The sequence below is a fragment of the Paenibacillus bouchesdurhonensis genome (assembly GCF_900155685.1).
Classification (GTDB): Bacteria; Bacillota; Bacilli; order Paenibacillales; family Paenibacillaceae; genus Fontibacillus; species Fontibacillus bouchesdurhonensis.
In genome coordinates this window covers 3,647,998-3,668,943 of sequence record NZ_LT732548.1, presented here as the reverse complement: position 1 = coordinate 3,668,943, position 20,946 = coordinate 3,647,998, and the positions used below count along the sequence as shown (strand labels likewise).

Genomic DNA, 20,946 nt, shown 5'->3' with positions numbered 1-20,946 from the left:
AGGAGGGGATCATCCATGACAGCGAAACTGCTCGAGGTTCATCAACTGAAAACCTCCTTTAAAACAGAAGAGGGGATCATTCCCTCTGTACGCGGGGTCAGCTTCACGGTAAACCGGGGCGAAACCTTTGCGATTGTAGGAGAGTCCGGATCGGGCAAGAGCGTTACATCGCTTTCGATCATGGGGCTGGTTCGCGAGCCTGGCAAAGTAGAGGGCGAAATCCAATTTGAAGGGCAAAATTTGCTGGAGCTGTCCAAGAAAGCAATGCGCAAGCTTCGCGGCAATGAAATTTCGATGATATTTCAAGAGCCGATGAGCTCGCTTAATCCCGTGTTCAAGATCGGCAATCAAATACGTGAAGTCATTGTGCAGCACCGGAAGGTAAGCAAAGCGGAGGCTCACAAGCTAGCCATTGAAATGCTGGAGCGGGTAGGGATCCCTGATGCAGCCAAGTTGGCGGGCAACTACCCTCACCAGCTCTCGGGAGGAATGCGCCAGCGGGTCATGATTGCAATGGCGCTGGCCTGCCGGCCTAAGCTGCTTATTGCCGATGAGCCGACGACGGCGTTGGATGTAACGATCCAGGCGCAAATATTGAAGCTGATCGCCGAACTGAGCGAGCAGGAAAATACGGGCATTATCCTAATTACGCATGATTTGGGCGTCGTGGCGGAAATGGCCGATCGGGTAGCCGTGATGTATGCGGGCGAAGTGGTGGAGGAGGCCAGTGTGTTTGACTTGTTTGAAAAGCCAGGTCATCCATATACGCTTGGCTTGCTTGGCTCACTGCCGAGATTGACCGAGCAGCGCGACAGGCTGGACTCGATCCCGGGGACGGTGCCGAACATGCTGAACATGCCGGAAGGCTGCCCGTTTCATCCCCGCTGTCCTTATGCGGAGGAGCGCTGCAAGAGGGAACGTCCGGAACTGCGCTTGAAAGAATCTGACCATAGGGTGAGATGTCTGCGGATGGAGGAGATTCCACATTGAATAAGACAAGTACGAATCCGCTGCTTGAGGTGAAGGGATTAAAGAAGCATTACCCGTTAAGGAAAGGCTGGCTGCCGGGTAAAGGCGGGGTAGTGAAGGCCGTCGACGGAGTGAGTTTCCAGGTGATGCCGGGGGAAACGCTTGGGATTGTCGGGGAGTCCGGCTGCGGTAAATCAACGACTGGACAAATGATCACGAAGCTGCTGGAGCCTACGGAAGGCGAAATTTTTTTTAAAGGACGGAATTTAGCTGAGCTGTCCGATCTGGAGCTCCGCAAAGTCAGGCGGGATTTGCAATTCGTGTTTCAAGATCCTTATTCGTCGTTGAACCCGCGGATGAAGGTATTCGATATTATTGCGGAGCCGCTTCGGGTGCATGGACTAGCCATGGGGCAAGCTTTGCGAGATGAGGTTTATCGTTTGCTGCAGACTGTCGGGCTCGGCCCGCATCTGGCGGATCGGCATCCGCATGAGTTCAGCGGCGGGCAGCGGCAGCGGATCGGCATAGCCCGCGCCTTGGCGATGAAGCCTAAGCTCGTTGTTTGCGACGAGCCGGTATCGGCTTTAGATGTGTCCATTCAGGCGCAAATTCTTAATTTGTTGAAGGATTTACAGGAGCAATTCGAGCTTACCTATATTTTTATCGCGCATGGTCTGCCTTCGGTCAAGCATATCAGTGATCGGATTGCGGTGATGTATTTGGGTAAAATCGTAGAGATCGCCCCGCGAGAGGGATTATTCGACCGCTCTCTGCACCCGTATACAGAGGCGCTTCTGGCGGCGGTGCCAGTGCCTGATCCGAGGCTTCGCAAAGAGCGGATTCTACTCTCGGGGGAAATGCCGAGCCCGGCGAATCCGCCGAAGGGCTGTGCGTTTCATCCGCGCTGCCCTTATGCGCAAGAGCGCTGCAGGATAGAAGCGCCATTGCTGCAGGAGTACAATGAGGGCCATTTTGCGGCCTGTCATTACCCGACGATTCAGTCAGGGAAAGGAAGGGAACAAGATGAATAAACGTCCAATTCAGCCGGAGGATTTATACGGTTATCAATGGGTCAGCCAACCGTCCATCAGCCCGTTGGGAACGATTGCTTATGTCAATCAATCGGTGGATCAAGCCAATAATAAGTACATCACACATATTCGAGCAGTTGGGCTGGACGGGAGCGGAGATCAGCGATTGACGGACGGGGAGCAGGATTCCGCCCCGAAGTGGTCTCCGGATGGTTCACGGCTTGCCTTTTTGCGCGTATCCAGGGGAAGCAAACAACTGCACATCGCAATATGGGATGCAGAAGCGGCAAGTCTGCATCCGGCGGTACAGCATACGGAAGTGAAGCGGGGCGTGGACGCCTTTGTCTGGTCGCCCGACGGTCGTTATATTGCTTTTACGAGCCGAGTAAGTCTGGATGCAGAGAGGGAAGGGGCTGGCGCGGAGAAAGCAAAGGAACAGGCGGATCGTCAGAGTCATGCCTTTGATCGGACTACGCCCAAGGCCGAAGGTCGCGGCTGGTGGGATGGGTTATATACGCATTTGTTTATGCTGGAGCTGGCCAGCGGCAATATTGCGCCGCTCGTATCAGGCTTATGGGAGATTTCCTCGCCTGTCTGGTCGCCGGACAGTAATGCTTTATCCTTTGTTTCCAAACAGGCGCCCAGTGACGACAGTGAGGAAGACTTGGATTTACTACATTATTCGGATGTTTATACCGTTCGCCGCAGCGGAGGAACCCCAGTTAAAATTACCGATTCCACCTTGCTGATCAGCCAACTGGCTTATTCGGCAAACGGTGGGCAGTTAGCGCTGCTGGCAAGCGACCGCGTCTACGGAAGCGGCAGCCACCAACGCCTGTATGTCGTATCCTCTGAAGGCGGCAAGCCGGTACGATTAGCTGCGGAATTGGATATGCAGCTTGGCAACGCCGCACTCAGCGACATGAAGGCGGCTGCCCCCTCGGTGATTCCATCGTTTAACTGGGAGTATTCGCCGTTTGGCCTGTTCGTGCTCGGTACGCAAGCAGGCTGCGTTCACGTCTATGGCTTCCATGCCGACGGAAGATACCGGGCGGTGACGCATGGGCAGGAGAAGGATGTCTATCAGTATACATTAACCCCAGATGGACGCTACCTCATCGTCGCCGCTTTAACGAGTGAGCGGCCAGGCGAGCTGTATCGGGTGGATGTCGAGACCGGGGAGGAGCAGCAATTGACTCGGCGCAATGAGGAATATATGAATTCTCTTCAGTTTCGCCTGCCGGAGCGGTTTCACTTCGAATCGACGGACGGATTGGAGATTCATGGCTGGCTGCTGCTGCCTCCAGGGCATGTATCTAAAGAGAGGATACCGCTCATACTGCAGATTCACGGAGGGCCTCATGCGATGTATACCGGGACGTTCAGCCATGAAATGCAGACCCTTGCCTCACAGGGCTATGCGGTAATGTGGATTAACCCGCGCGGAAGTATGGGGTATGGGCAGCAATTTGCCAAGGCATGTCGGGGAGATTTCGCGGGAGGAGATTATCACGATCTGATGGCAGCGGTGGACGAGGTGCTGGCACGATATGAATTTTTGGACGAGTCTAGGCTTGGAGTTACTGGAGGAAGCTACGGTGGTGCTATGACGAACTGGATCGTAGCTCATACCGATCGTTTTCGGGCTGCTGTTGCCCAGCGGAGCATTTCGAACTGGTTGTCTCTATATGGGACGAGCGATATTGGAATATCTTACGTCGAAGGCGTAGTCGGCGGCAATCCAGCAGAGCATGCCGAGCTGCTATGGTCGAGATCGCCGCTAGCCCATGCTCACCGAATCGAGACGCCGCTGCTGATTTTGCACGGTGAAAATGATTACCGTACCCCTGTATCCCAAGCAGAGGAGCTGTATACAACATTAAAACGGCATGGGAAGAAGACTCGGCTTATTCGCTTCCCCGGCTCCAACCACTCTTTGCTGAAAAGCGGCAAGCCTTCGCTGCGCGTTGACAGCTTTAACCAAGTAAACCGGTGGTTTAATCAATATTTGCATGAAAAGGAATGATTGGATTGAGTCACGTATTATTATCCATACCTGTAGCTTTTCTCGTAGAGAATGCCTTGTCGAGCGGGGAATCCAAAGAATTCATCATTGATACCCTGCGCGCTGGAAATTACACTCCGTTGCTGGTGAAGGCGAAGGATCCGGATATGGACTTTGCCGACCGTTTAAAAACAGCGGAAGAAATGGGCGATGATTGGGAGGAAGCTATACGCAACGATTATGTTTTTAAGTTCCTGCATATTAATGGGGTAAAAAGACTGCTTGGCTTTCGGTTCGGAAAGGAAGCGGATCGGGATTATGTCCAGGAGAATCTCACCCTACGCCAGTTACGTTTAGACCCGCATGAGATCAAAACGCTGCGTCTGCTCGTAGGCAGACAATGGAACGTCATCGAAGAGGACGAAACTGCAGGGGAGGGAATCGGGCAGTACCCTTCTGTCCGGCTAGAGTTAAAGTATCAATAAGGGTTAGTATCCTGCTTTGAACTATATGGGAGCAATGTAAGGTTGCAAATCAATAGCCCCCGGTCATTGGCCGGGAGCGGAATTTATATCGCCGTAAAATATTGGACGATTCCTCCGTATATGGCTTCGGCAATTTTCTGTTGACCGCGTTTGCTCTTGAGCAGATCGCGGTCTTCCGTGTTACTGAGGAACCCTGTCTCTACGATGACAGCTGGACAATCCACATGATTTAGCAAATAAAATGGTTTTCCGATTTGTGGTAAAGATGAAGTGCCATATAGGTTGTTCAGGGAGTTCTGAATCGAAGCAGCGAGGAAAGCGCTGCGACCTTCGGTTTGGTGAAGGAGAATCGGGCCGCGTTTGGATTTGTTCTTGCCCCAGTTTACATGCAGGCTGACGACGATTTCCGAAGGAAGCTCTTCGCTGAGTTGTTTGCGCTGAGCCAAGTCTCTTATATGCCTGGATCGATTCCGCAGCCACCGGTTATCATCGCTTAGCGCGTAGTCACCGGTTCTGTTCAAGATCGTCTCGTATCCATGACTGCGAAGAATTATGTAAAGACGACGCCCGATTTCCAAATTGATATCTTTTTCTAGTATGTCATCATAAGAAGTTCCGCCATCGATACCGCCATGACCAGCATCGATGAGAATGATGGGCTGGGGAAAGGCGTGCCTAAAGGAGCTGTCATCGGCATAAGCGTGAGACTCGCTGATACTGTAGGCGAATATTAGCATAAGCAAAGAAATACATTTACGTTTCATGAATTCACCTCCATGAATAGATGTCTACTATAGAATGAGTCAGAATTTGAAAAATCATGCATCGGTTTTAAATACGGCGACTTAGCCGTTTAGAGGAAAAGGAATCGGTGCAAAATAATGTTATACGGTGAATAAGCAAGACTTAAAGTGATGATGCAGGACTGTAAAAGGGGGATATGATATGGCCAAGGGAGACGAGTTGGTAAAGTATATTACTGAACGAGTCGTCGATTATATGGAGACACCGAAGGATGTACGCCGCATTCGGGTCAAGGAAAAGGAGCCCTGGAGCCGCAGGTGGTTTGGCATGATCCCATTTAGCCTCGGAATGTTGTTGGGGCAGGTGGCGAACAAACCAGCGCTTAACGGAAAAGAGAAGGGAACGGAAGGTCGCAAATGAACATGAAAAGAGCCCGGTAGATTAGCTAGCACGCTAAGCTCTAGGCTCTTTTTTGCTTTACGGGGTTGTGCTTGTGTAAAATTGTCCGGCCTTCGCAAGCTCGTCAAAGGCGATGAACCGGGGGGAATTTGCGGAGCCGGTCATAATGTAAAGGCATTCTGCGTTGGTATCGCCCGCTTGCTCCCAGGATTGGTAACCATAGACGGGTAACGGTAGGGTATAATTGCGATCCTCGCCTCGCGCCGCGAAGATTAGAGATTTATGCTGATGGAGCTCCTTGGTAAATGAGGAGGCTGTGAGCTTAAGCTTCTCGCTTGTTAGCCATAGGAGATTATCGCTTGGATCAAAGCTGTCCGATGTCATTGTAGGCGGGGCAGGAGCAGTCAGGGATTGCCCACTTGCAACGATGGCGGCTGAGAGCTGGGTCGGAACGGAAAGAAGTTTCTGCCAAATGGACTCATTATCCGGCAGAGGATCTGCATTGCGCGCATCACGGTATTGCATGTGCAAGGCGTCGCCAGCGGCTTGTGCGCCTGTTGCTCTGTTCACAGAGGCAATGATTCGCCACTCGGCAAGAAGCGGTCCGGCGTAGAGCTGTTCGATCCGCAGCGATTGAAGTGAACTACGGTCGGATGAGCTATGCTCAGCGGCGAGCGCCCGCTTAAGCGCGGCCGTATCGAACAACGGCTCCGAGCCGGCGCCATATTCTATTAAGGCGTAACCTCCTGAAGGATGAGCGCCGATAATGAGATATCCAACGGGGGTCTTCTTTTGATATAAAGTAACGAGCCAGGCGTGCATTCCAGGCCCAAGCGGCTGAAATTCCGGGCTTGCCCCTTTCCAATTCGTAAATGGCTTGTCTTCGGCCAGCTTGTAGATCAGCTTATTGGCAAATTGAATCGCGTCTTGCGGAGCAGCTGCCGCATCAGTTGTCGTTGCCAGCAATGCGAAAGATGCCTCCAGTCCAGTCTGGGGATGGGCTAGTCCCATTGCTGGGCGCAGCAGGGAAGCGAGTAAGAGAACCAGACTTAGCATCAGGGCAAGGTTTATTTTACTAGGAAAGAGAAGCATACGCAGATCGGTCACCAGCTTTCGAAAAAATTTGGGCTTAAACTTGTTTCTATCTTAAAAGACGAGCGCTGAGAAGGCTGTCTCAACCTGTCGCGTCAGCTTGTCCGTCATCGATTCTATTTTTGCCTTCTTTTAGCGAGAAGGGTCAATTATTCGTCATCTTCGCGAGCGCAAATGAAAGATGCCGCAGTTTATTGCGGATACGACAATCCTCGGCTCGTACTGCCAGCGAATTTCCCCACGGCGGGATTCGTACTGTTCTTGCACGATTTTTTTTCTTTCCTCGTCGGGATCGCGCAGCAGGTCGGTATAGTAGGCGTCGATTAGCAGCAGCTCATCTTTGAGCCGTTCATTGGCCTCCTCGGCCCAGGTGTGGTCATAAGCTTCGACATCTTCGCGGATGATCTTCTCCAATGCGTCCCGACCTTCCGCCAAGGTTAATCTGGTAGGCTCAATATGCACATTCTCCGGCAGGCGGGGAACCAACGATAAAGGCCGCAGTCTCGAAGTAAAGGCGGTGTCGATCTGCCCCGTCAGCAGGGAAATGCCAAGGGAACGCAGTTCTTCTCTTTTCATATCACAGCAAAACTCGATTTTGAAATTGACGCCGAGCCAAGGCTCATACGCTGCGGGCAATAGGGTCATTCGCTGTCTTTGCGCAGCCTCCTCAAACAGATATACACATCGGCCGGCTCGAAGCGCGGCATTAAAAATTTGCTTGAGACGCGGGCTGCCAAAGGAGAGATCCTCCCGTTGAATCCGTCCTGGGCCTAGTATCGGCAGCGGACGGATGGCTCCATAATGCCTCCCGAGGATTTCATCCTCCTGCGGCGTCGGTGCCTGCTGCTCCGCAGCAGCAAGCTCTGCATCATGGCGCTTAGTATCAAAGACGAACTTGAATGACATCGTTTCCGGCTGGGCTCCGGTGCGTTCGATAAAGCCCCAGTAATAAGGACGATTCGTTAAATCCTTGTCCGCATGGGGAGACAGTTTAACTGTAACGTGATGAGGCGATTTCTCGATGATTTGACATTCGGTGATGTTGAGGTAGGTCATTACATATTGCTGAATTTGCTCCATCGTCATAGTCATTACTCATCAGCCTCCCATTAATTCGGTAAGATTGTTGCCGGACGCTTCTTTTGGGGTTCCTTTGCCGAGCTCGTCCTTGATTTTGTGCAAGGAGCGGCCAAGCGAATCTACTCTGCTGGCGATCTCATCGTCGTTCTGGGATTCCAGCAGTATTTTATAGATGCTTTTCTCTAGGGAGCTCTCCTTTTCAAAACGCTCCAAAATAACGTCAAGACCGCCGATGACCATTTCGAACATATTGATTTTCTCGTGCAGTAAATTCAATATATGTTCCTCAATCGTGCCCTTTGTCGAGAGATTGTATATTTTTACATCGTTCTGCTGGCCAAGGCGGTGCACTCTGCCTATACGCTGCTCCACCCTCATCGGATTCCAAGGCAAGTCAAAGTTGATCATTTGGTGGCAGAATTGCAAATTGATCCCCTCGCCGCCCGCTTCGGTTGCGATCATGACTTGAGCGCGGCCGCGGAATAAATCCATCATCCAATCCTTCTTCCCCCGGTTCATGCCTCCCCGATAAGGTACGGCTGTCATGTTGCGGTCGCGAAGATATTTCAGCAAATATTCCTGGGTTGCCCGGTATTCGGTGAAGACAATCACTTTGTCATCCATTTTCCGAATGAGCTCCATTGCCTTCTCGGCTTTGCTGTTGGCCTGAATCGTCTTGATGATGCCGACCAAATCCCAAATGCGATCCCGAAGCGGAGAATCGGGGGCCAGCTTCTTCGACAAATTGACAAGCGTAACGAATACAGCGTCCCGGCTGCTGCAAACTTCTCTTTGCAGTGTAACTAGTGAAAGCATGCTGCTTAAGTCGCCGCCAGTTGCCTGGTATTGATCCTTGACAAAGGAAGTAACCCCGTCGTACAAGTTTTTCTCTTCGGGCGACAGCTCGATATGGATGTTGCGGACGATTCTTTTGGTGAATTCAAGCTCACCGTCGCTGCGACGGTTGCGGATCATGACCTTGGAGAGCTCTTCCTTCAGTTTCTCTTCATTCTTAGGTATGCGCTTGTCAACGACGAAGTTCGCTGCAAAATCGCTTTGTCCTCCGAGTTGGCCGGGCTTGAGCAGGTTAATCAGATTGAACAGCTCGCTCAAGTCATTCTGCACCGGCGTGGCGGTGAGCAGCAGACAGTATTTCTTTCGCAGTTGGATCATGAATTGGTAATTGGTCGTTTTCTTATTCTTCAGCTTATGCGCTTCATCGACGATGACCATGTCGTATTCATTGCCGAGCAATATTTCCTTGTGGGGATCTCGCTTGGCCGTATCTATGGACGCAACGACGATATCGTTATCCCAGGAATGCTGTTTCTTCTGGGCAACGGCGGGGATCGCGAACTTCTGGTTGAGTTCACGCACCCATTGGAGGACGAGGGAGGCTGGGACGAGAATAAGCGCTTTGCGAACAAGTCCGCGAATCATGTATTCTTTGAGAATCAGTCCGGCTTCGATGGTCTTGCCTAGTCCCACTTCATCCGCGAGGATAGCACGTCCGCGCATTTCGAACAGCACTTTGCGGGCGGTATCGGTCTGATGCGGCAGCGGCTCTACTCCGTTCAAGCGAGAGAGGCACAATATCTCTTCGAAGCTCGATACGAGCGAGGCGCCTTCCGCTTCCATGGCGAGGTTAAACAGCTTCCAATCGTCCCAAGGCCCGCCTTTGTCCAGACGGTTGTTTAAATCCTCGAACCAGGAGTGATCAAATTCGATTAGTGGCGCGGTCTGGGTAGGAGGATGGACGAAATTCGGAAGGTTCGGATTCATGATGTAAGCCTCCCTTATCTGTTATCTTCTAAAATCATGTATAGTATGGACGAATAAGTAGAAATTCATAACTTTTTAGGCTCCGGATATAGCTCTTGTGTCAAAGTATGTCTTATTATGTCAGAATAACATGGGGGGATTGGAACGTTGACCGGACGAAATCGGGTGATATGACGTTGCGGATTAGCGCAAGCGGAGCATGATGTGCAGCAAAACAGGGAATTATAAAACGCGTGTTTTAAGACCAGGCAGCAGGGAGGCGATTGGAAAGTTTTCAGTCTTTTTTTCAAAGGAAGAAATGAAAAATAGAGGGATTCGCAGCAAACAGGAGATCATAGGGGTTAAAGGTCATTATTCTGCCTTAATTTTCAGAGAAGCCAAGCTGTAATATCGAGATGTTGTATAGTATAATGTAACTCGCACACTACATATTGTGATTTATACATAAAAAGATCGTTTATGTGATGTGAATGAAGGTTATAAATTAAATAAGAAAAAGGTTAGAGAACAGACAGAAATCGGCGGTAATTGTGCAGGTGAGGCATCTGCGCAGCTACCGACATTTTTTTGCGCCTCTTTGGGGTAGGATATGACTTTTTGTTTCGACAAAAGTTGACAACCCACTGCGGATTATGGAGCTGAGCGTGCGCAAAATATTATTTAGAGGAGGGTGTTTTCTTTGAAAACAGAGCAGAAGCAACGTCTGGAGGGACTTAGTGAAAAAATCTTTTTGGATCGGTACGCCTGGAAAAATCCTGATCCTAGCGATGCGAAGGTTGGTGATGTTGTCCTTGTACTGACCAAGGATGATCCAAAGTTTCCGACGAAAGAAGTAGGTGAGGTTGTAGCGCGTGACGGGCGAATAGTTACGGTGAAGACTCGCACCGGCGAACTCGTACAATCGGATGTTGAGAAGCTGACGTTGAATATTGAGAAAACACCGGAGGAAATGTGGGATCGCCTCGCTACTGCGATGGCTTCTGCGGAAGCTACCCCAGAGCTGCAGCAGGAGTGGGAGGAGAAGTTCCGTTACGTATTGGACGATTGGAAGCTCGTTCCGGGCGGACGCATTGCCGCAGGTGCCGGAGCCAGCGATGAGTTGACGCTGTTTAACTGCTACGTCATCCCTTCGCCAAAGGACAGCCGGGGCGGCATTATGGAGACATTGTCCGAAATGACCGAAATTATGGCTCGCGGGGGCGGAGTCGGGATTAATTTGAGCTCCCTGCGTCCACGTCGTGCAGTCGTCAAGGGTGTTAACGGCTCGTCAAGCGGTGCCGTATCCTGGGGCGGGCTGTTCAGCTATACGACTGGTTTGATCGAGCAAGGAGGCAGCCGGCGCGGTGCGCTCATGCTTATGATTAACGACTGGCATCCGGATTTGCTTGATTTCATTACGGTTAAGCAAACGATGGGGCAAGTGACCAACGCGAATTTATCGGTTTGCGTCAGCAACGGCTTCATGAAGGCCGTGAAGGAAGATTTGGATTGGGAACTTGTTTTCCCAGATACAACCTATGAGGACTATAATGAAGTGTGGGACGGCGACCTAGAGAAATGGAAGGCAGCCGGCCGTAGAGTTAACCACTTCCGTACGGTGAAGGCACGGGAAATTTGGCATACGATCATTGAATCGGCATGGAAATCAGCCGAACCGGGCGTCGTATTTATGGAATACTACAACCAGATGTCGAACAGCTGGTATTTCAATCCGATTATTTGTACGAATCCTTGCGGTGAGCAGGGTCTGCCAGGCTGGGGAGTTTGTAACCTGTCGGCGATGAACCTGTCGAAGTTCTATGATGAGGATAAACATGATGTTGCATGGGATGATCTGGCGCTGACTACGCGCTATTCTGTACGCTTCTTGGATAATGTCATTAACACGACGCCGTATCATTTTGAGGAAAACGAGAAGAACCAGAAGAACGAGCGCCGCGTAGGCCTCGGTACGATGGGGCTGGCCGAACTGATGATCAAGCTGAACATCCGTTATGGCAGTCCGGAATCGCTGGAATTCCTCGATAAATTATATGGCTTTATTGCGAAGGAAGCTTATCTCGCTTCGGCGGATATCGCAGCAGAAAAGGGCTCGTTCCCGGCATTTGAAGCGGACAAGTATTTGCAAAGCGGATTTATGAAGGTCATGACTGAAGTCTATCCAGAAGTTGGAGAGGCGGTTCGCGAAAAGGGAATACGTAACGTAACGATCATTACTCAGGCCCCGACGGGAAGCACTGGAACAATGGTCGGCACCTCTACTGGCATCGAGCCTTACTTCGCGTTCAAATATTACCGTCAGAGCCGGCTTGGCTTCGATGAGCAATTTGTACCGATCGCTCAGGAGTGGATGGATGCGCATCCTGGCGAGAAGCTGCCGGATTATTTCGTAACGGCCATGGATCTGTCCGCAGAGGATCATATCCGGGCGCAAGCAGCGATTCAGCGCTGGGTAGACAGCTCGATTTCCAAGACGGCGAACTGTCCTGCCGACTTCACGGTGGAAGAGACGAAGCGCCTGTATGAACTGGCGTTCGATCTGGGCTGTAAAGGCGTAACGATTTACCGTGATGGCAGCCGCGATATCCAAGTTCTGCAAACGGAGAAGAAGGAAGACAAGGTTGAGGCGGCAGGACTTGGAGCCTCTGAGGGCGATTCAGCAAACGGAGCTTCGGCTGGCGGTGCTGAGGCGGGCGTATCCGCTGGTGAAGGAGCTGGGGCTGCGGCGAGTGCAGATGGCTCGGTAACGAGTGCGGAGCAGTCTGCGTTAAGCGGTCTGGATCAATCGCTCTCTGCCGGAGTGGATCCAAGCGAGAAAACGGTGTTCGACAAGCAGTACAAGAAGCGTCCGCAGGTTCTTCACGGAGCAACCTATAAAATCAACACGCCATTTGGTATGGCGTACATTACGATAAATGATTTGAACGGTATTCCGAGCGAGATTTTTCTGAACGTTGGTAAAGCAGGGTCAGACGTGTTCGCCATGGCGGAAGCTCTGGGCCGCGTATGTTCCTTGTTCCTGCGCTACGGCGATCATGGACAGAAGGTGGAGCTGCTGATCAAGCATCTGAAAGGCATTGGCGGTTCCGGCGCCATCGGCTTCGGCCCGAATCGCGTCGAGTCGATTGCGGATGCCGTTGCCAAAGCACTGGAAATCCATGTGCAGCATGGCCCATACGATGATCATGACCCGGCTCCGGTAGCTGCGACTGTGGCGCATCATGAGGAGACGGCTCACGAGTCGGTCTTCGCGCCCATCACGAATGGAAGCGGCACGGTAAATTCGGCAGGTGCGCCAACGACCTCACGAGATCTGTGCCCATCCTGCGGCTCGGCCTCGCTGCTGAATGTGGAAGGTTGCAAAACGTGCGCCAACTGCGGGTATAGCAAGTGTTCGTAAGATAACTTAATGTGTGGCTAGCGAATGTAATGATTTATGATTGCTGTTAGTGATTCATTCTGAATAGTATAAAGCCCGATTCCTTTACCGGATCGGGCTTTTTGGTTATCTCCTTCATTTATAAGGAGATGAAAAACGTATTAATTGGAGCCGTAGAGAAGGACTGAATGGGTTGACAATGAGGAATCATCGGCCTATTATACATATAGGGGTATATGTATAATTTGAGAAAGATTATTTCTAATAAATAAACGAAAATGGAGGAACCTTCTATGTCAGCTATTGCACTAACAAAAGATTCGTTTCAAAATCAAGTTCAATCCGGCGTTACCCTCATTGATTTTTGGGCACCGTGGTGCGGGCCTTGTAGAGTTCAACTGCCAATCGTGGAAGAGTTGGCGAATGAAGTGAATGGGCGAGCAGTTATCGCCAAGGTTAATGTTGATGAAGAGGTCGAATTGGCGGGGCAACTAGGAATTACGGGAATTCCTACGCTTATTTTGTTCAAAGATGGCCACATCGTCGAAAAGCTGGTCGGGTTACGTTCGAAACAGGATTTGAAAACAAAAATTGAGCAATTATTGGCTTAAATCCGAAGGAATGATTCAGGCGAAAGTGAGATAAAGCAGCAGCCCGATTGATAAGAAGCATCAATCGGGCTGCTGTTTTTTTAGGAAGTAGTCCATTACTACCATGAAGGCGGGTTACTTCAACACTCTTCGATTCAAGTTGATTTGGAGACCAATCCTCAATTAGCCATTAGTCCAATACGGCGGTCATATGCGCCTTCGTAACTGACCAGTGTGAGGTTGTCCAGTATTTGGCTTCATCCTTAATAAATATAATTTGCGGCGACTCGTGCTTGACATTCAAATCCTCTGCGATCTTGTTTGACACCGGACGGGATTCAATGACTTTCACTAATGTATAATCCAAATCCTGATTAGGTGTATCCTGCAAATATTGTTCATATTCATGAAGCGCGTTGGAGCTAACAGGACATGTCGTGCTATGTTTTAAAATAACCTGTCCACGTTCTGTTGATTTAGCCATAATCTCATTCCACTCTTCAAGTGTCGTTATTTCTTTCCAGTTCATAGAAGCATACTCTCCTCGCTAATTATAATCATTCGAATGATTGAATTTTAACATGCTCCTGCTCATAGTCAAGTTGGTGATAGAGCGGGAAGGGCGTTGCATGTGCATCTGTAGGGAATATGAATAGCCCGGTGTTGGGGGAATTATCCATGCAGTAACGTAGCACACCAAAAAGACATGGCCTTCTTCTAGGCCATGTCTTTTTGGTGTAGTTTCAAGAGGAGTCGTACTTTAGATTTTAAGAATGAGTACTATTCCCCTTCTCAGGCATGTTGAAGCTTTCTTTCAACAGTTCCTCTAATGGACGATAATTTCCGCCCCAATACTCATAAACTCTCATTCCCTCTTGTTCCAAAACTGGATCAATCATATGAACTTCCATATTCAAACTTTTGAGAGCTGATTATAGATTAGTCCTGGACTGGTTAGTTGAGAAATACCAGTGATTGGAGAGGAATGATTGGAAAAACGTCGAACATTACATGATATTCACTTATCAGCGAGTAAGCCGTCTTGGTCGCAAGAGTCACTACTGAAGGCGAATCCAAGCTGTCGCTGCTTAGCCGTTTCGCAGGCTTTTCCTTTGGCCACTTAAGAAAGTAAAGGTTCGTGAATTTACCAGCATTATATAATAACTGAAAACAGGGGAAGTAATTAGGTGGGAAACTATAAGTCTTAGGTTAAGGGGGAACAATCATTGAATACAACAACCTCTCATAATTGCAATTTAAATATATGGTATTATCTACCTGATGAAGTATGGGATAAAGTTCCTTATGTATATGAGAGTATGCCAGGTTGGGTAGGGTATAAAAATGGAATCCCATATTGGTTTGGGCATGAAAATGATGATGTTTTTATTGTGGCATCTGTTGAGCCAAGTGGATTATCATTTTATGCACAGATGACTAATAGAGATTGGAATTCTTGGATAGAAAAATTTAAATTGCAAGCAACAAAAGTATTAGGTTTTGATATTGGTGAACCCGAAGATGGATTTGAGTAATAGAAGCTAGATGAAATTTCATAAGTTTATAAATAGTGTGTTGGAGGATGATTATGAATATAAGAATTATTAATAAGGATGGAATAGAGATTGCATTGGTTACTAGCAATGAAGTATTAATCACTGATGTCCAGTCAGCGCTGGATCTTATAGCGACGGTTAGCTATGAAGCTGGGAGCAATCGGATAATTTTAAACAAATCAGCAATATGTGAAGAATTTTTTGATTTGAGGACGCGTCTAGCGGGAGAAATACTTCAAAAATTCATCAATTATCAAACGAAAATTGCTATAGTTGGCAATTTCTCTATTTATCAAAGCAAGAGTCTAAAGGATTTTATATATGAGAGTAATAATGGAAGGGATTTATTTTTCTTATCAGATGAAAATCAGGCCATTGAAAAACTGAGTAAGGTTTAAGTTTTCAATCAAAATAACCCCGTATTCACGTTGTGGATCGGCTGGCACTGCTAAACGACCTAACCGTTTCAGTGCTGGTCGCTTCGCTCCCTTAGTTCTCGGGATCGTGAATACAAAAACGTTAATCGACATCCCCTATAGACATATAAGGAGAAAAAATGAAAAAGTATATATTGTTATTATTATTGGTAACCCTATTAATCGGGTGTAACAAGACTGAACTAATATATAATGCCCCGACCAATGATCAAATAGTTGATTATGTGTATAGTAATAGATTAGATTTACAAGATAGTATATGGATTAATGACTCAGCTATCATTTTGCTTGAGAATTCATTAGTTACACTTTATGCAGATCAACACGGAAAGGTATACGATCAAAAAGTATCATGGGGAACTAATTCTTCAGATCCTGTGTTTGTAGGAAACGGCAACCCATTTGTAGCTGTTGTAATTAATGATAACTTGTTAAGTTCTGGTGCTGATCGTATCTTAATTACTTATACTAATGGTAAATCCTATTCAAGAGGGATTACGGGAATGAAGGGTTATTTGATTCCCAATACAGAAATCAGTGAAATAGATGACATAATAATAGTCGATAATGAAGGTGAAGAACTTTACAAGAAGCGTTTAAATCTCAATAGGAAACCGAAATATGGATATTTCGAGGGGGGATTTTATTTGATTATAATTTAAAGTTACCACACGCAAATCGAAGTTGGGTAACTGTTTGGGTTGAGGGGTATAAAAACGGGAGTAATGAACCTATTTTTTTAACTCAAATGTCCTATGGATTAAATCCTAATAAAGTTGAAGAAGGTCATATGGGGTTTGGAATTATTAATCATAACAGCGATAACCCATCATTTTTTTTATATTCCCCATCAGGAAGCATAGCCCCTCATAATATAGATGAAAATATTTTTTATAAAGAAGGAGCTATTAGATCCTGGGATTATGCCATTGGAAATGAACCCATTAGTTTAGAAACGGAAGAAACTAAAATATTAGCAGTCTATCGAGTAGGTAAGAATTCTTTAAACACTTACGACTACCAAGAAATGAATGCAATAAAGCAAATGATTGACGAGGATTTAACAGTGTTATTACTCAAAATAAAAGTGGAAGAAAGATCTGAATAAGTATCCATTGGCTATGGCGTAAGAGATTGATTTTTGAAGTATAATGCTTCGATGAATTAAGAGGAGACATATATAAATGACAACTGACCCTGACAGTGGACGTGTTAGGGCTTTATTTATATTAAGGATAACATCATATTCACTTTGTGGGCCATTGCCCTTGGTATGTCAGAAGTGCTTTCGGGGAAGAGAATTCAGTGAAGAAAAGTGCATTAATGAATGTCTTGAATGATTCTACATCATTTCAATATTAAAACTTTCGTGATTTTTATGAACTAAAGGAAAAAGGACTTCGTAAGAAATCGTTTGAGTATTTAAGAAGTTTTCGATCCGTGGATATTTAAGAGGATTTATTTCCCATGATAAGCACCATAAAAAACAAATTGAAAAGTACGTAAAGTCAATCTAATAGAAATATTATGTATTCAAATGAGAATGGAGACTTACGAGATGAGATTGTATACAGACCCAAGAGGTGAAGCTTACGAGCAGATAATAGATTTGGCCATACAGAATTCGGAGTTTATTGTGTTAGGAGAGAAAATTCCGGTGGATGTGGTATGTCACCAATATACAGGTGTCTTGGAGGCGTTGGAACCTTACCTCGTGAAAACAATCGTAATTCATGGCGAAAACATGGATGAGGTTGCACAAATAAGAAATATGTATCGCAGCAGTGCCTTTTATACTGCGGGAACCTACTATTTTTATAGATGCTGCGAAGAATGCGGGAATCTGCTGAAGCAAATGGCAAACCGACTGTCAGATTGGATTTATCCGAACCTGCCGGAAGACTTATGTTTTTTGAAAAAAGGTGGGGGAGATTACCTCTACTCCATTGTGCATGAACAGATGTATGGCATGGATGTAGATGAGGAAGAAGCAATTGATCTCATGGATCAAATTTCAGGGCTATTCTTCCAATTAAAGGCTCATCGGGACTTGGAGCGTCTGCTAGATGATGCCATTAAGCATAAAACAGATTGGTTGTATATAAGTGGACATGCGCTGACAGAGCTGCCTGAGAAAATCCGGTACCTTACGGAGCTGCGTAATTTAGAAATTTTTGAACAGGATCTTTATCGTCTCCCCGAAGAACTGTTCGAGTTAAGTAAGCTTGAACGATTGAAAATCTTGACGGCTGATTTGGAGAGCATTCCCGCATCTATATCCAGACTAAAGAATCTGAGAGAGCTTTGCATTCAATGTGGGAGCTCGGATCGGCCGACTCCCGGGTATCGGGTTAAGCCAAAGGAAGAGATCAGCCTAAATTGCATCCCTCCTGAGATCGGAGAGCTAGAACAACTTGAGCAGCTTACGATTCAATACACCTCGATCCATGAACTACCGCTCGAGCTAGAGAAGCTGAAGCGCTTGCGGGTTCTGGACTTAGGAATGTGTATGGTCAATCGGAAGCCTGATTTCCTCTATGGTATGAAGCAATTGAAGCACATTAATATGTCACGGGATTCGTTATGGGAAACAGTTGAAACAGAGCAATAGCTTAAATATCTGACAACGCATTTGTTCTTATTATTGTCGCTCATCCTTCTATTAGTAAAAAGAATGACCCTCAAGTATAATGCCCATTAGCTAAGTATTTGAGAGTAGTCACTGACATCCTAATAACACAGTATCATGCATCAGAGCTCCTACATTTGCCTGCCTGATGTATAATCGTGGAAGTTGATCAGACAACAAACGACCCAGCCTAAGAAAAGAGCTATCTAATGGCTGGGTCGATTCGTAAATTCGACAACGATATAATATGAGGAGTGATTTTTTGTCTCAATGGATGGAACTAAACGATGAATCAAAAGCTAGGTGGGATCGTAACGCTGGATTCTGGGATGATTACATGGGAGAGGAAAGCAATAGGTTTCATCGGGAATTAATAAGACCTCATACTGAAGAATTACTCCAAATGAAACAAGGACTTTTAGTTTTAGATATTGCCTGCGGGAATGGAAATTTCTCAAGAAGACTGGCTGAACTGGGGGCAAACGTCATTGCCTTTGATTATAGCTCGGGAATGATAGAAAGAGCTAAATCAAGAACTAAAAATTCAGAAAATATTACCTACAAAGTAATAGATGCGACAGACTCCGAATCATTATTGAGTTTAGGAAAAGGGAAATTTGATAGAGCAGTGGCTAATATGGCATTGATGGATATTGTTGATGTGATACCATTAGTAAATGCTCTATTTGAGCTTCTTACTCAAGATGGCACCGTTGTTTTTTCGATACCTCACCCGTGCTTCCAAACTCCTAAAATGAGAAAAATTCAAGAAACTGAGGACGTAAACGGTGAAATAATAACAAAAAACAGTATACAGACCTTCGATTATTTAACCATGGAATCTTACCAAGCCATTGGGATCCGAGGGCAGCCTGTTCCTCATTATATGTTCCATAGATCTCTAGCTTATTATTTTGATGTATTTTTCAGAATTGGTTTTGTTCTAGATGGTTTTATAGAACCAAGTTTTGATCAAGGGAAAGATGATGGAAAGTTTGACTGGTATGAGATACCAGCGGCAGCTATTTTTCGGTTCAAAAAAAGTATTAGGTAGCAGGGGGAAGTAATTACATTGAAGAAATTACTTGGAAAAACATACCTCATCCTGCTTATCTTAGTATTTTCCACTATTGTTTTCTGGGATGAAATAGGAAGTTTTTTTATGACAGGAAATTATGATAATCCGGATGATATGGTAAAAACCATAATGGCCAAATCAGCAACTCCAGGAGTAGCTATGCTTTTAATAGAAAAGGACACGACAGAGTTTAAGTTTTATGGATATTCAGATGTAAAGAATAAGCAGATAGTTAATGAAGAATCGTTATTTGAACTGGGGTCGACTACTAAGGCGTTTACGGCTTTGGCCATAATTTTGTTGGAAAATGAAGGATACCTTAGTTACTCAGATTTTATTTCTGATTATGTGCCTTGGTTTAAACCCACCTTTAAAGGTGAGAATGTTAACATTACTATTAATCAGTTGTTAGTTCATACAAGTGGAATACCATCATGGAGTATTAGGTTAATTCCAGAAGGTACTACCACGGATATGCTTGAAAAAACCATAAATAACATTTCAGACATTGCGTTAGATAGATATCCTGGAGCAGGCTATAGCTATGCAACCGTTAATTATGATGTTTTAGCGATGATTATTGAAAAAGTGACAGGTCAGAGTTATCAGGACTACGTAACTGAAAAGATACTAGTTCCATTAGGAATGACGGAAAGTTATTTTTCAACAAGCAAGGAAAAGGAATCAGATAAACTTACAAAAGGATATCGTTTGTTCTTTGGTAAGAACATAGAATATGATGCTCCTAGATACAATGGTAATATTGCAGCAGGATATTTGGTAACTAATTTAAAGGATTTAGAGCACTGGATTAATGCCCAGATCGGGATAGGCGATTTACCGAATTATTTAAAGAACGCGATTCAACAATCTCATAGCGTCGATATAAACACAGCTGGATACGAAGGTAATAATCAGTATTATTCATTCGGATGGAGTATTGATACGAAAAATAGAGTTATAAGCCATCCCGGTAGTAATCCGAATTATTCTTCTCAGGTTATTATTAATTTGGATAAGCAGCAAGCCATCTTTGTCCTGGCTAATTCGAACTCTAGTGCTCCTTCGCTAATTGCAAATAATGTATATGACCATATAAATGGTAATCATATGAAAAAATTTAAATATGATGATGTTTATGTATTAATCGATTTTATTTTTTCGTTCTTAGTCATAATGACAGTGATTAACCTATGCCTTAAGATAAATAAACTAGTTATTGGAGTAAAAGTAAATATTACTGATGACAAGACAAGAGTCAAGAAAATAATTATGATTAGAAGTAGAATTATCTTAAGCTTTGTGCTTTTGGTATTGGCAATGATTTGGCCTTATCTATTAAATAATGATTATTATATGATAAAAGTATGGATGTCATATTCAGTTTTAATATGGATGGGTCTTACTGTAATTAATTGCATTTTATCAATTGTGATTAATATAAAATTTATAGGAATGATTAAAAGTTCAAATTAACTACATATTTTAGAGCTTCGGTGCGGCTTATGTATCAACAGATCATTGAGATGGGCTTAGAGATATAATTATAATAAAAATAAAGTATTAGGTTTATTATGAGCATTCCTTTGTAATGAGGAGTGCCTTTTTTATATGGTCATGTATAAAACAATAAAAATATCACTATTAATAATAAAAATTTATTGTAAAACGATAAATGTTGTGCTAAATT

19 protein-coding genes are annotated in these 20,946 nt (G+C 45.8%); 14 read left to right on the top strand and 5 right to left on the bottom strand.

What is annotated here, in order from left to right:
* Positions 1-15: 15 nt before the first annotated feature.
* The 4 genes from CZ379_RS20580 to CZ379_RS20565 are packed head-to-tail and all read left to right on the top strand — an operon-like array spanning position 16 to position 4,490.
* Positions 16-990: an ABC transporter ATP-binding protein gene (locus CZ379_RS20580; RefSeq protein ID WP_110933333.1), complete on the top strand. Its 975-nt coding sequence runs from the start codon at positions 16-18 to the stop codon at positions 988-990.
* On the top strand, positions 960-2,000 hold the full coding sequence (locus CZ379_RS20575) for an ABC transporter ATP-binding protein (protein WP_199925711.1): 1,041 nt from the start codon (positions 960-962) through the stop codon (positions 1,998-2,000). The genes CZ379_RS20580 and CZ379_RS20575 overlap by 31 nt, the downstream gene beginning before the upstream one ends.
* Entirely contained in the window at positions 1,993-4,026 is a 2,034-nt protein-coding gene (locus tag CZ379_RS20570) for a S9 family peptidase (RefSeq protein WP_110933331.1), read from the top strand. Before CZ379_RS20575 ends, CZ379_RS20570 begins: the two co-directional genes overlap by 8 nt.
* Positions 4,027-4,031: 5 nt before the next feature.
* Complete coding sequence (locus tag CZ379_RS20565) at positions 4,032-4,490, top strand: hypothetical protein (RefSeq protein WP_110934483.1); 459 nt, start codon at positions 4,032-4,034, stop codon at positions 4,488-4,490.
* 83 nt (positions 4,491-4,573) lie between these two features.
* Here the strand turns inward: CZ379_RS20565 and CZ379_RS20560 are convergent, their stop codons facing one another.
* A complete protein-coding gene (locus CZ379_RS20560) occupies positions 4,574-5,254 on the bottom strand; it encodes an N-acetylmuramoyl-L-alanine amidase family protein (protein WP_110933330.1) in 681 nt (226 codons plus the stop codon).
* 181 nt (positions 5,255-5,435) lie between these two features.
* On the opposite strand from CZ379_RS20560, the gene CZ379_RS20555 reads away from it, so the two are divergent.
* The gene (locus CZ379_RS20555) at positions 5,436-5,654 is read left to right on the top strand and encodes a YqzE family protein (RefSeq protein WP_110933329.1); all 219 of its coding nucleotides are present in this window, start codon (positions 5,436-5,438) and stop codon (positions 5,652-5,654) included.
* A gap of 57 nt (positions 5,655-5,711) precedes the next feature.
* On the opposite strand, the gene CZ379_RS20550 is transcribed toward CZ379_RS20555, so the two are convergent.
* The 3 genes from CZ379_RS20550 to CZ379_RS20540 form a co-directional block, all read right to left on the bottom strand.
* Positions 5,712-6,725, bottom strand: a complete 1,014-nt coding sequence (locus tag CZ379_RS20550; protein WP_234404964.1) for a hypothetical protein — start codon at positions 6,723-6,725, stop codon at positions 5,712-5,714.
* Between the two features lie 156 nt (positions 6,726-6,881).
* Positions 6,882-7,817 (bottom strand): YqhG family protein, encoded by a 936-nt coding sequence (locus CZ379_RS20545; RefSeq protein ID WP_110933327.1) that lies wholly within the window; start codon positions 7,815-7,817, stop codon positions 6,882-6,884.
* Positions 7,818-7,823: 6 nt separating this feature from the next.
* Positions 7,824-9,587: a DEAD/DEAH box helicase gene (locus tag CZ379_RS20540; protein ID WP_110933326.1), complete on the bottom strand. Its 1,764-nt coding sequence runs from the start codon at positions 9,585-9,587 to the stop codon at positions 7,824-7,826.
* A gap of 679 nt (positions 9,588-10,266) precedes the next feature.
* On the opposite strand from CZ379_RS20540, the gene CZ379_RS20530 reads away from it, so the two are divergent.
* Entirely contained in the window at positions 10,267-12,987 is a 2,721-nt protein-coding gene (locus CZ379_RS20530; protein ID WP_110933324.1) for an adenosylcobalamin-dependent ribonucleoside-diphosphate reductase, read from the top strand.
* Between the two features lie 272 nt (positions 12,988-13,259).
* Positions 13,260-13,577: a thioredoxin gene (gene trxA, locus CZ379_RS20525; RefSeq protein ID WP_110933323.1), complete on the top strand. Its 318-nt coding sequence runs from the start codon at positions 13,260-13,262 to the stop codon at positions 13,575-13,577.
* 169 nt (positions 13,578-13,746) lie between these two features.
* On the opposite strand, the gene ytxJ is transcribed toward trxA, so the two are convergent.
* Positions 13,747-14,085, bottom strand: a complete 339-nt coding sequence (ytxJ, locus tag CZ379_RS20520; RefSeq protein ID WP_110933322.1) for a bacillithiol system redox-active protein YtxJ — start codon at positions 14,083-14,085, stop codon at positions 13,747-13,749.
* Positions 14,086-14,782: 697 nt separating this feature from the next.
* Here ytxJ and CZ379_RS20515 point away from each other — a divergent pair.
* The 7 genes from CZ379_RS20515 to CZ379_RS20485 all read left to right on the top strand — a co-directional run bounded on the left by CZ379_RS20515 (position 14,783) and on the right by CZ379_RS20485 (position 20,732).
* Complete coding sequence (locus tag CZ379_RS20515; RefSeq protein WP_110933321.1) at positions 14,783-15,091, top strand: hypothetical protein; 309 nt, start codon at positions 14,783-14,785, stop codon at positions 15,089-15,091.
* A gap of 53 nt (positions 15,092-15,144) precedes the next feature.
* The gene (locus tag CZ379_RS20510; RefSeq protein WP_110933320.1) at positions 15,145-15,510 is read left to right on the top strand and encodes a DUF4180 domain-containing protein; all 366 of its coding nucleotides are present in this window, start codon (positions 15,145-15,147) and stop codon (positions 15,508-15,510) included.
* 158 nt (positions 15,511-15,668) lie between these two features.
* Complete coding sequence (locus tag CZ379_RS20505; protein ID WP_110933319.1) at positions 15,669-16,211, top strand: hypothetical protein; 543 nt, start codon at positions 15,669-15,671, stop codon at positions 16,209-16,211.
* 128 nt (positions 16,212-16,339) lie between these two features.
* Entirely contained in the window at positions 16,340-16,657 is a 318-nt protein-coding gene (locus tag CZ379_RS20500) for a hypothetical protein (protein ID WP_110933318.1), read from the top strand.
* A 450-nt stretch (positions 16,658-17,107) separates the two neighbouring features.
* On the top strand, positions 17,108-18,160 hold the full coding sequence (locus CZ379_RS20495) for a leucine-rich repeat domain-containing protein (RefSeq protein WP_110933317.1): 1,053 nt from the start codon (positions 17,108-17,110) through the stop codon (positions 18,158-18,160).
* A gap of 280 nt (positions 18,161-18,440) precedes the next feature.
* Positions 18,441-19,232, top strand: coding sequence for a class I SAM-dependent methyltransferase (locus CZ379_RS20490; RefSeq protein WP_199925708.1), 792 nt, complete (start codon positions 18,441-18,443; stop codon positions 19,230-19,232).
* 18 nt (positions 19,233-19,250) lie between these two features.
* Positions 19,251-20,732 carry a serine hydrolase domain-containing protein gene (locus CZ379_RS20485; protein WP_110933316.1) on the top strand — a complete coding sequence of 494 codons (1,482 nt, stop codon included), beginning with the start codon at positions 19,251-19,253 and terminating at the stop codon, positions 20,730-20,732.
* Positions 20,733-20,946: the final 214 nt, after the last annotated feature.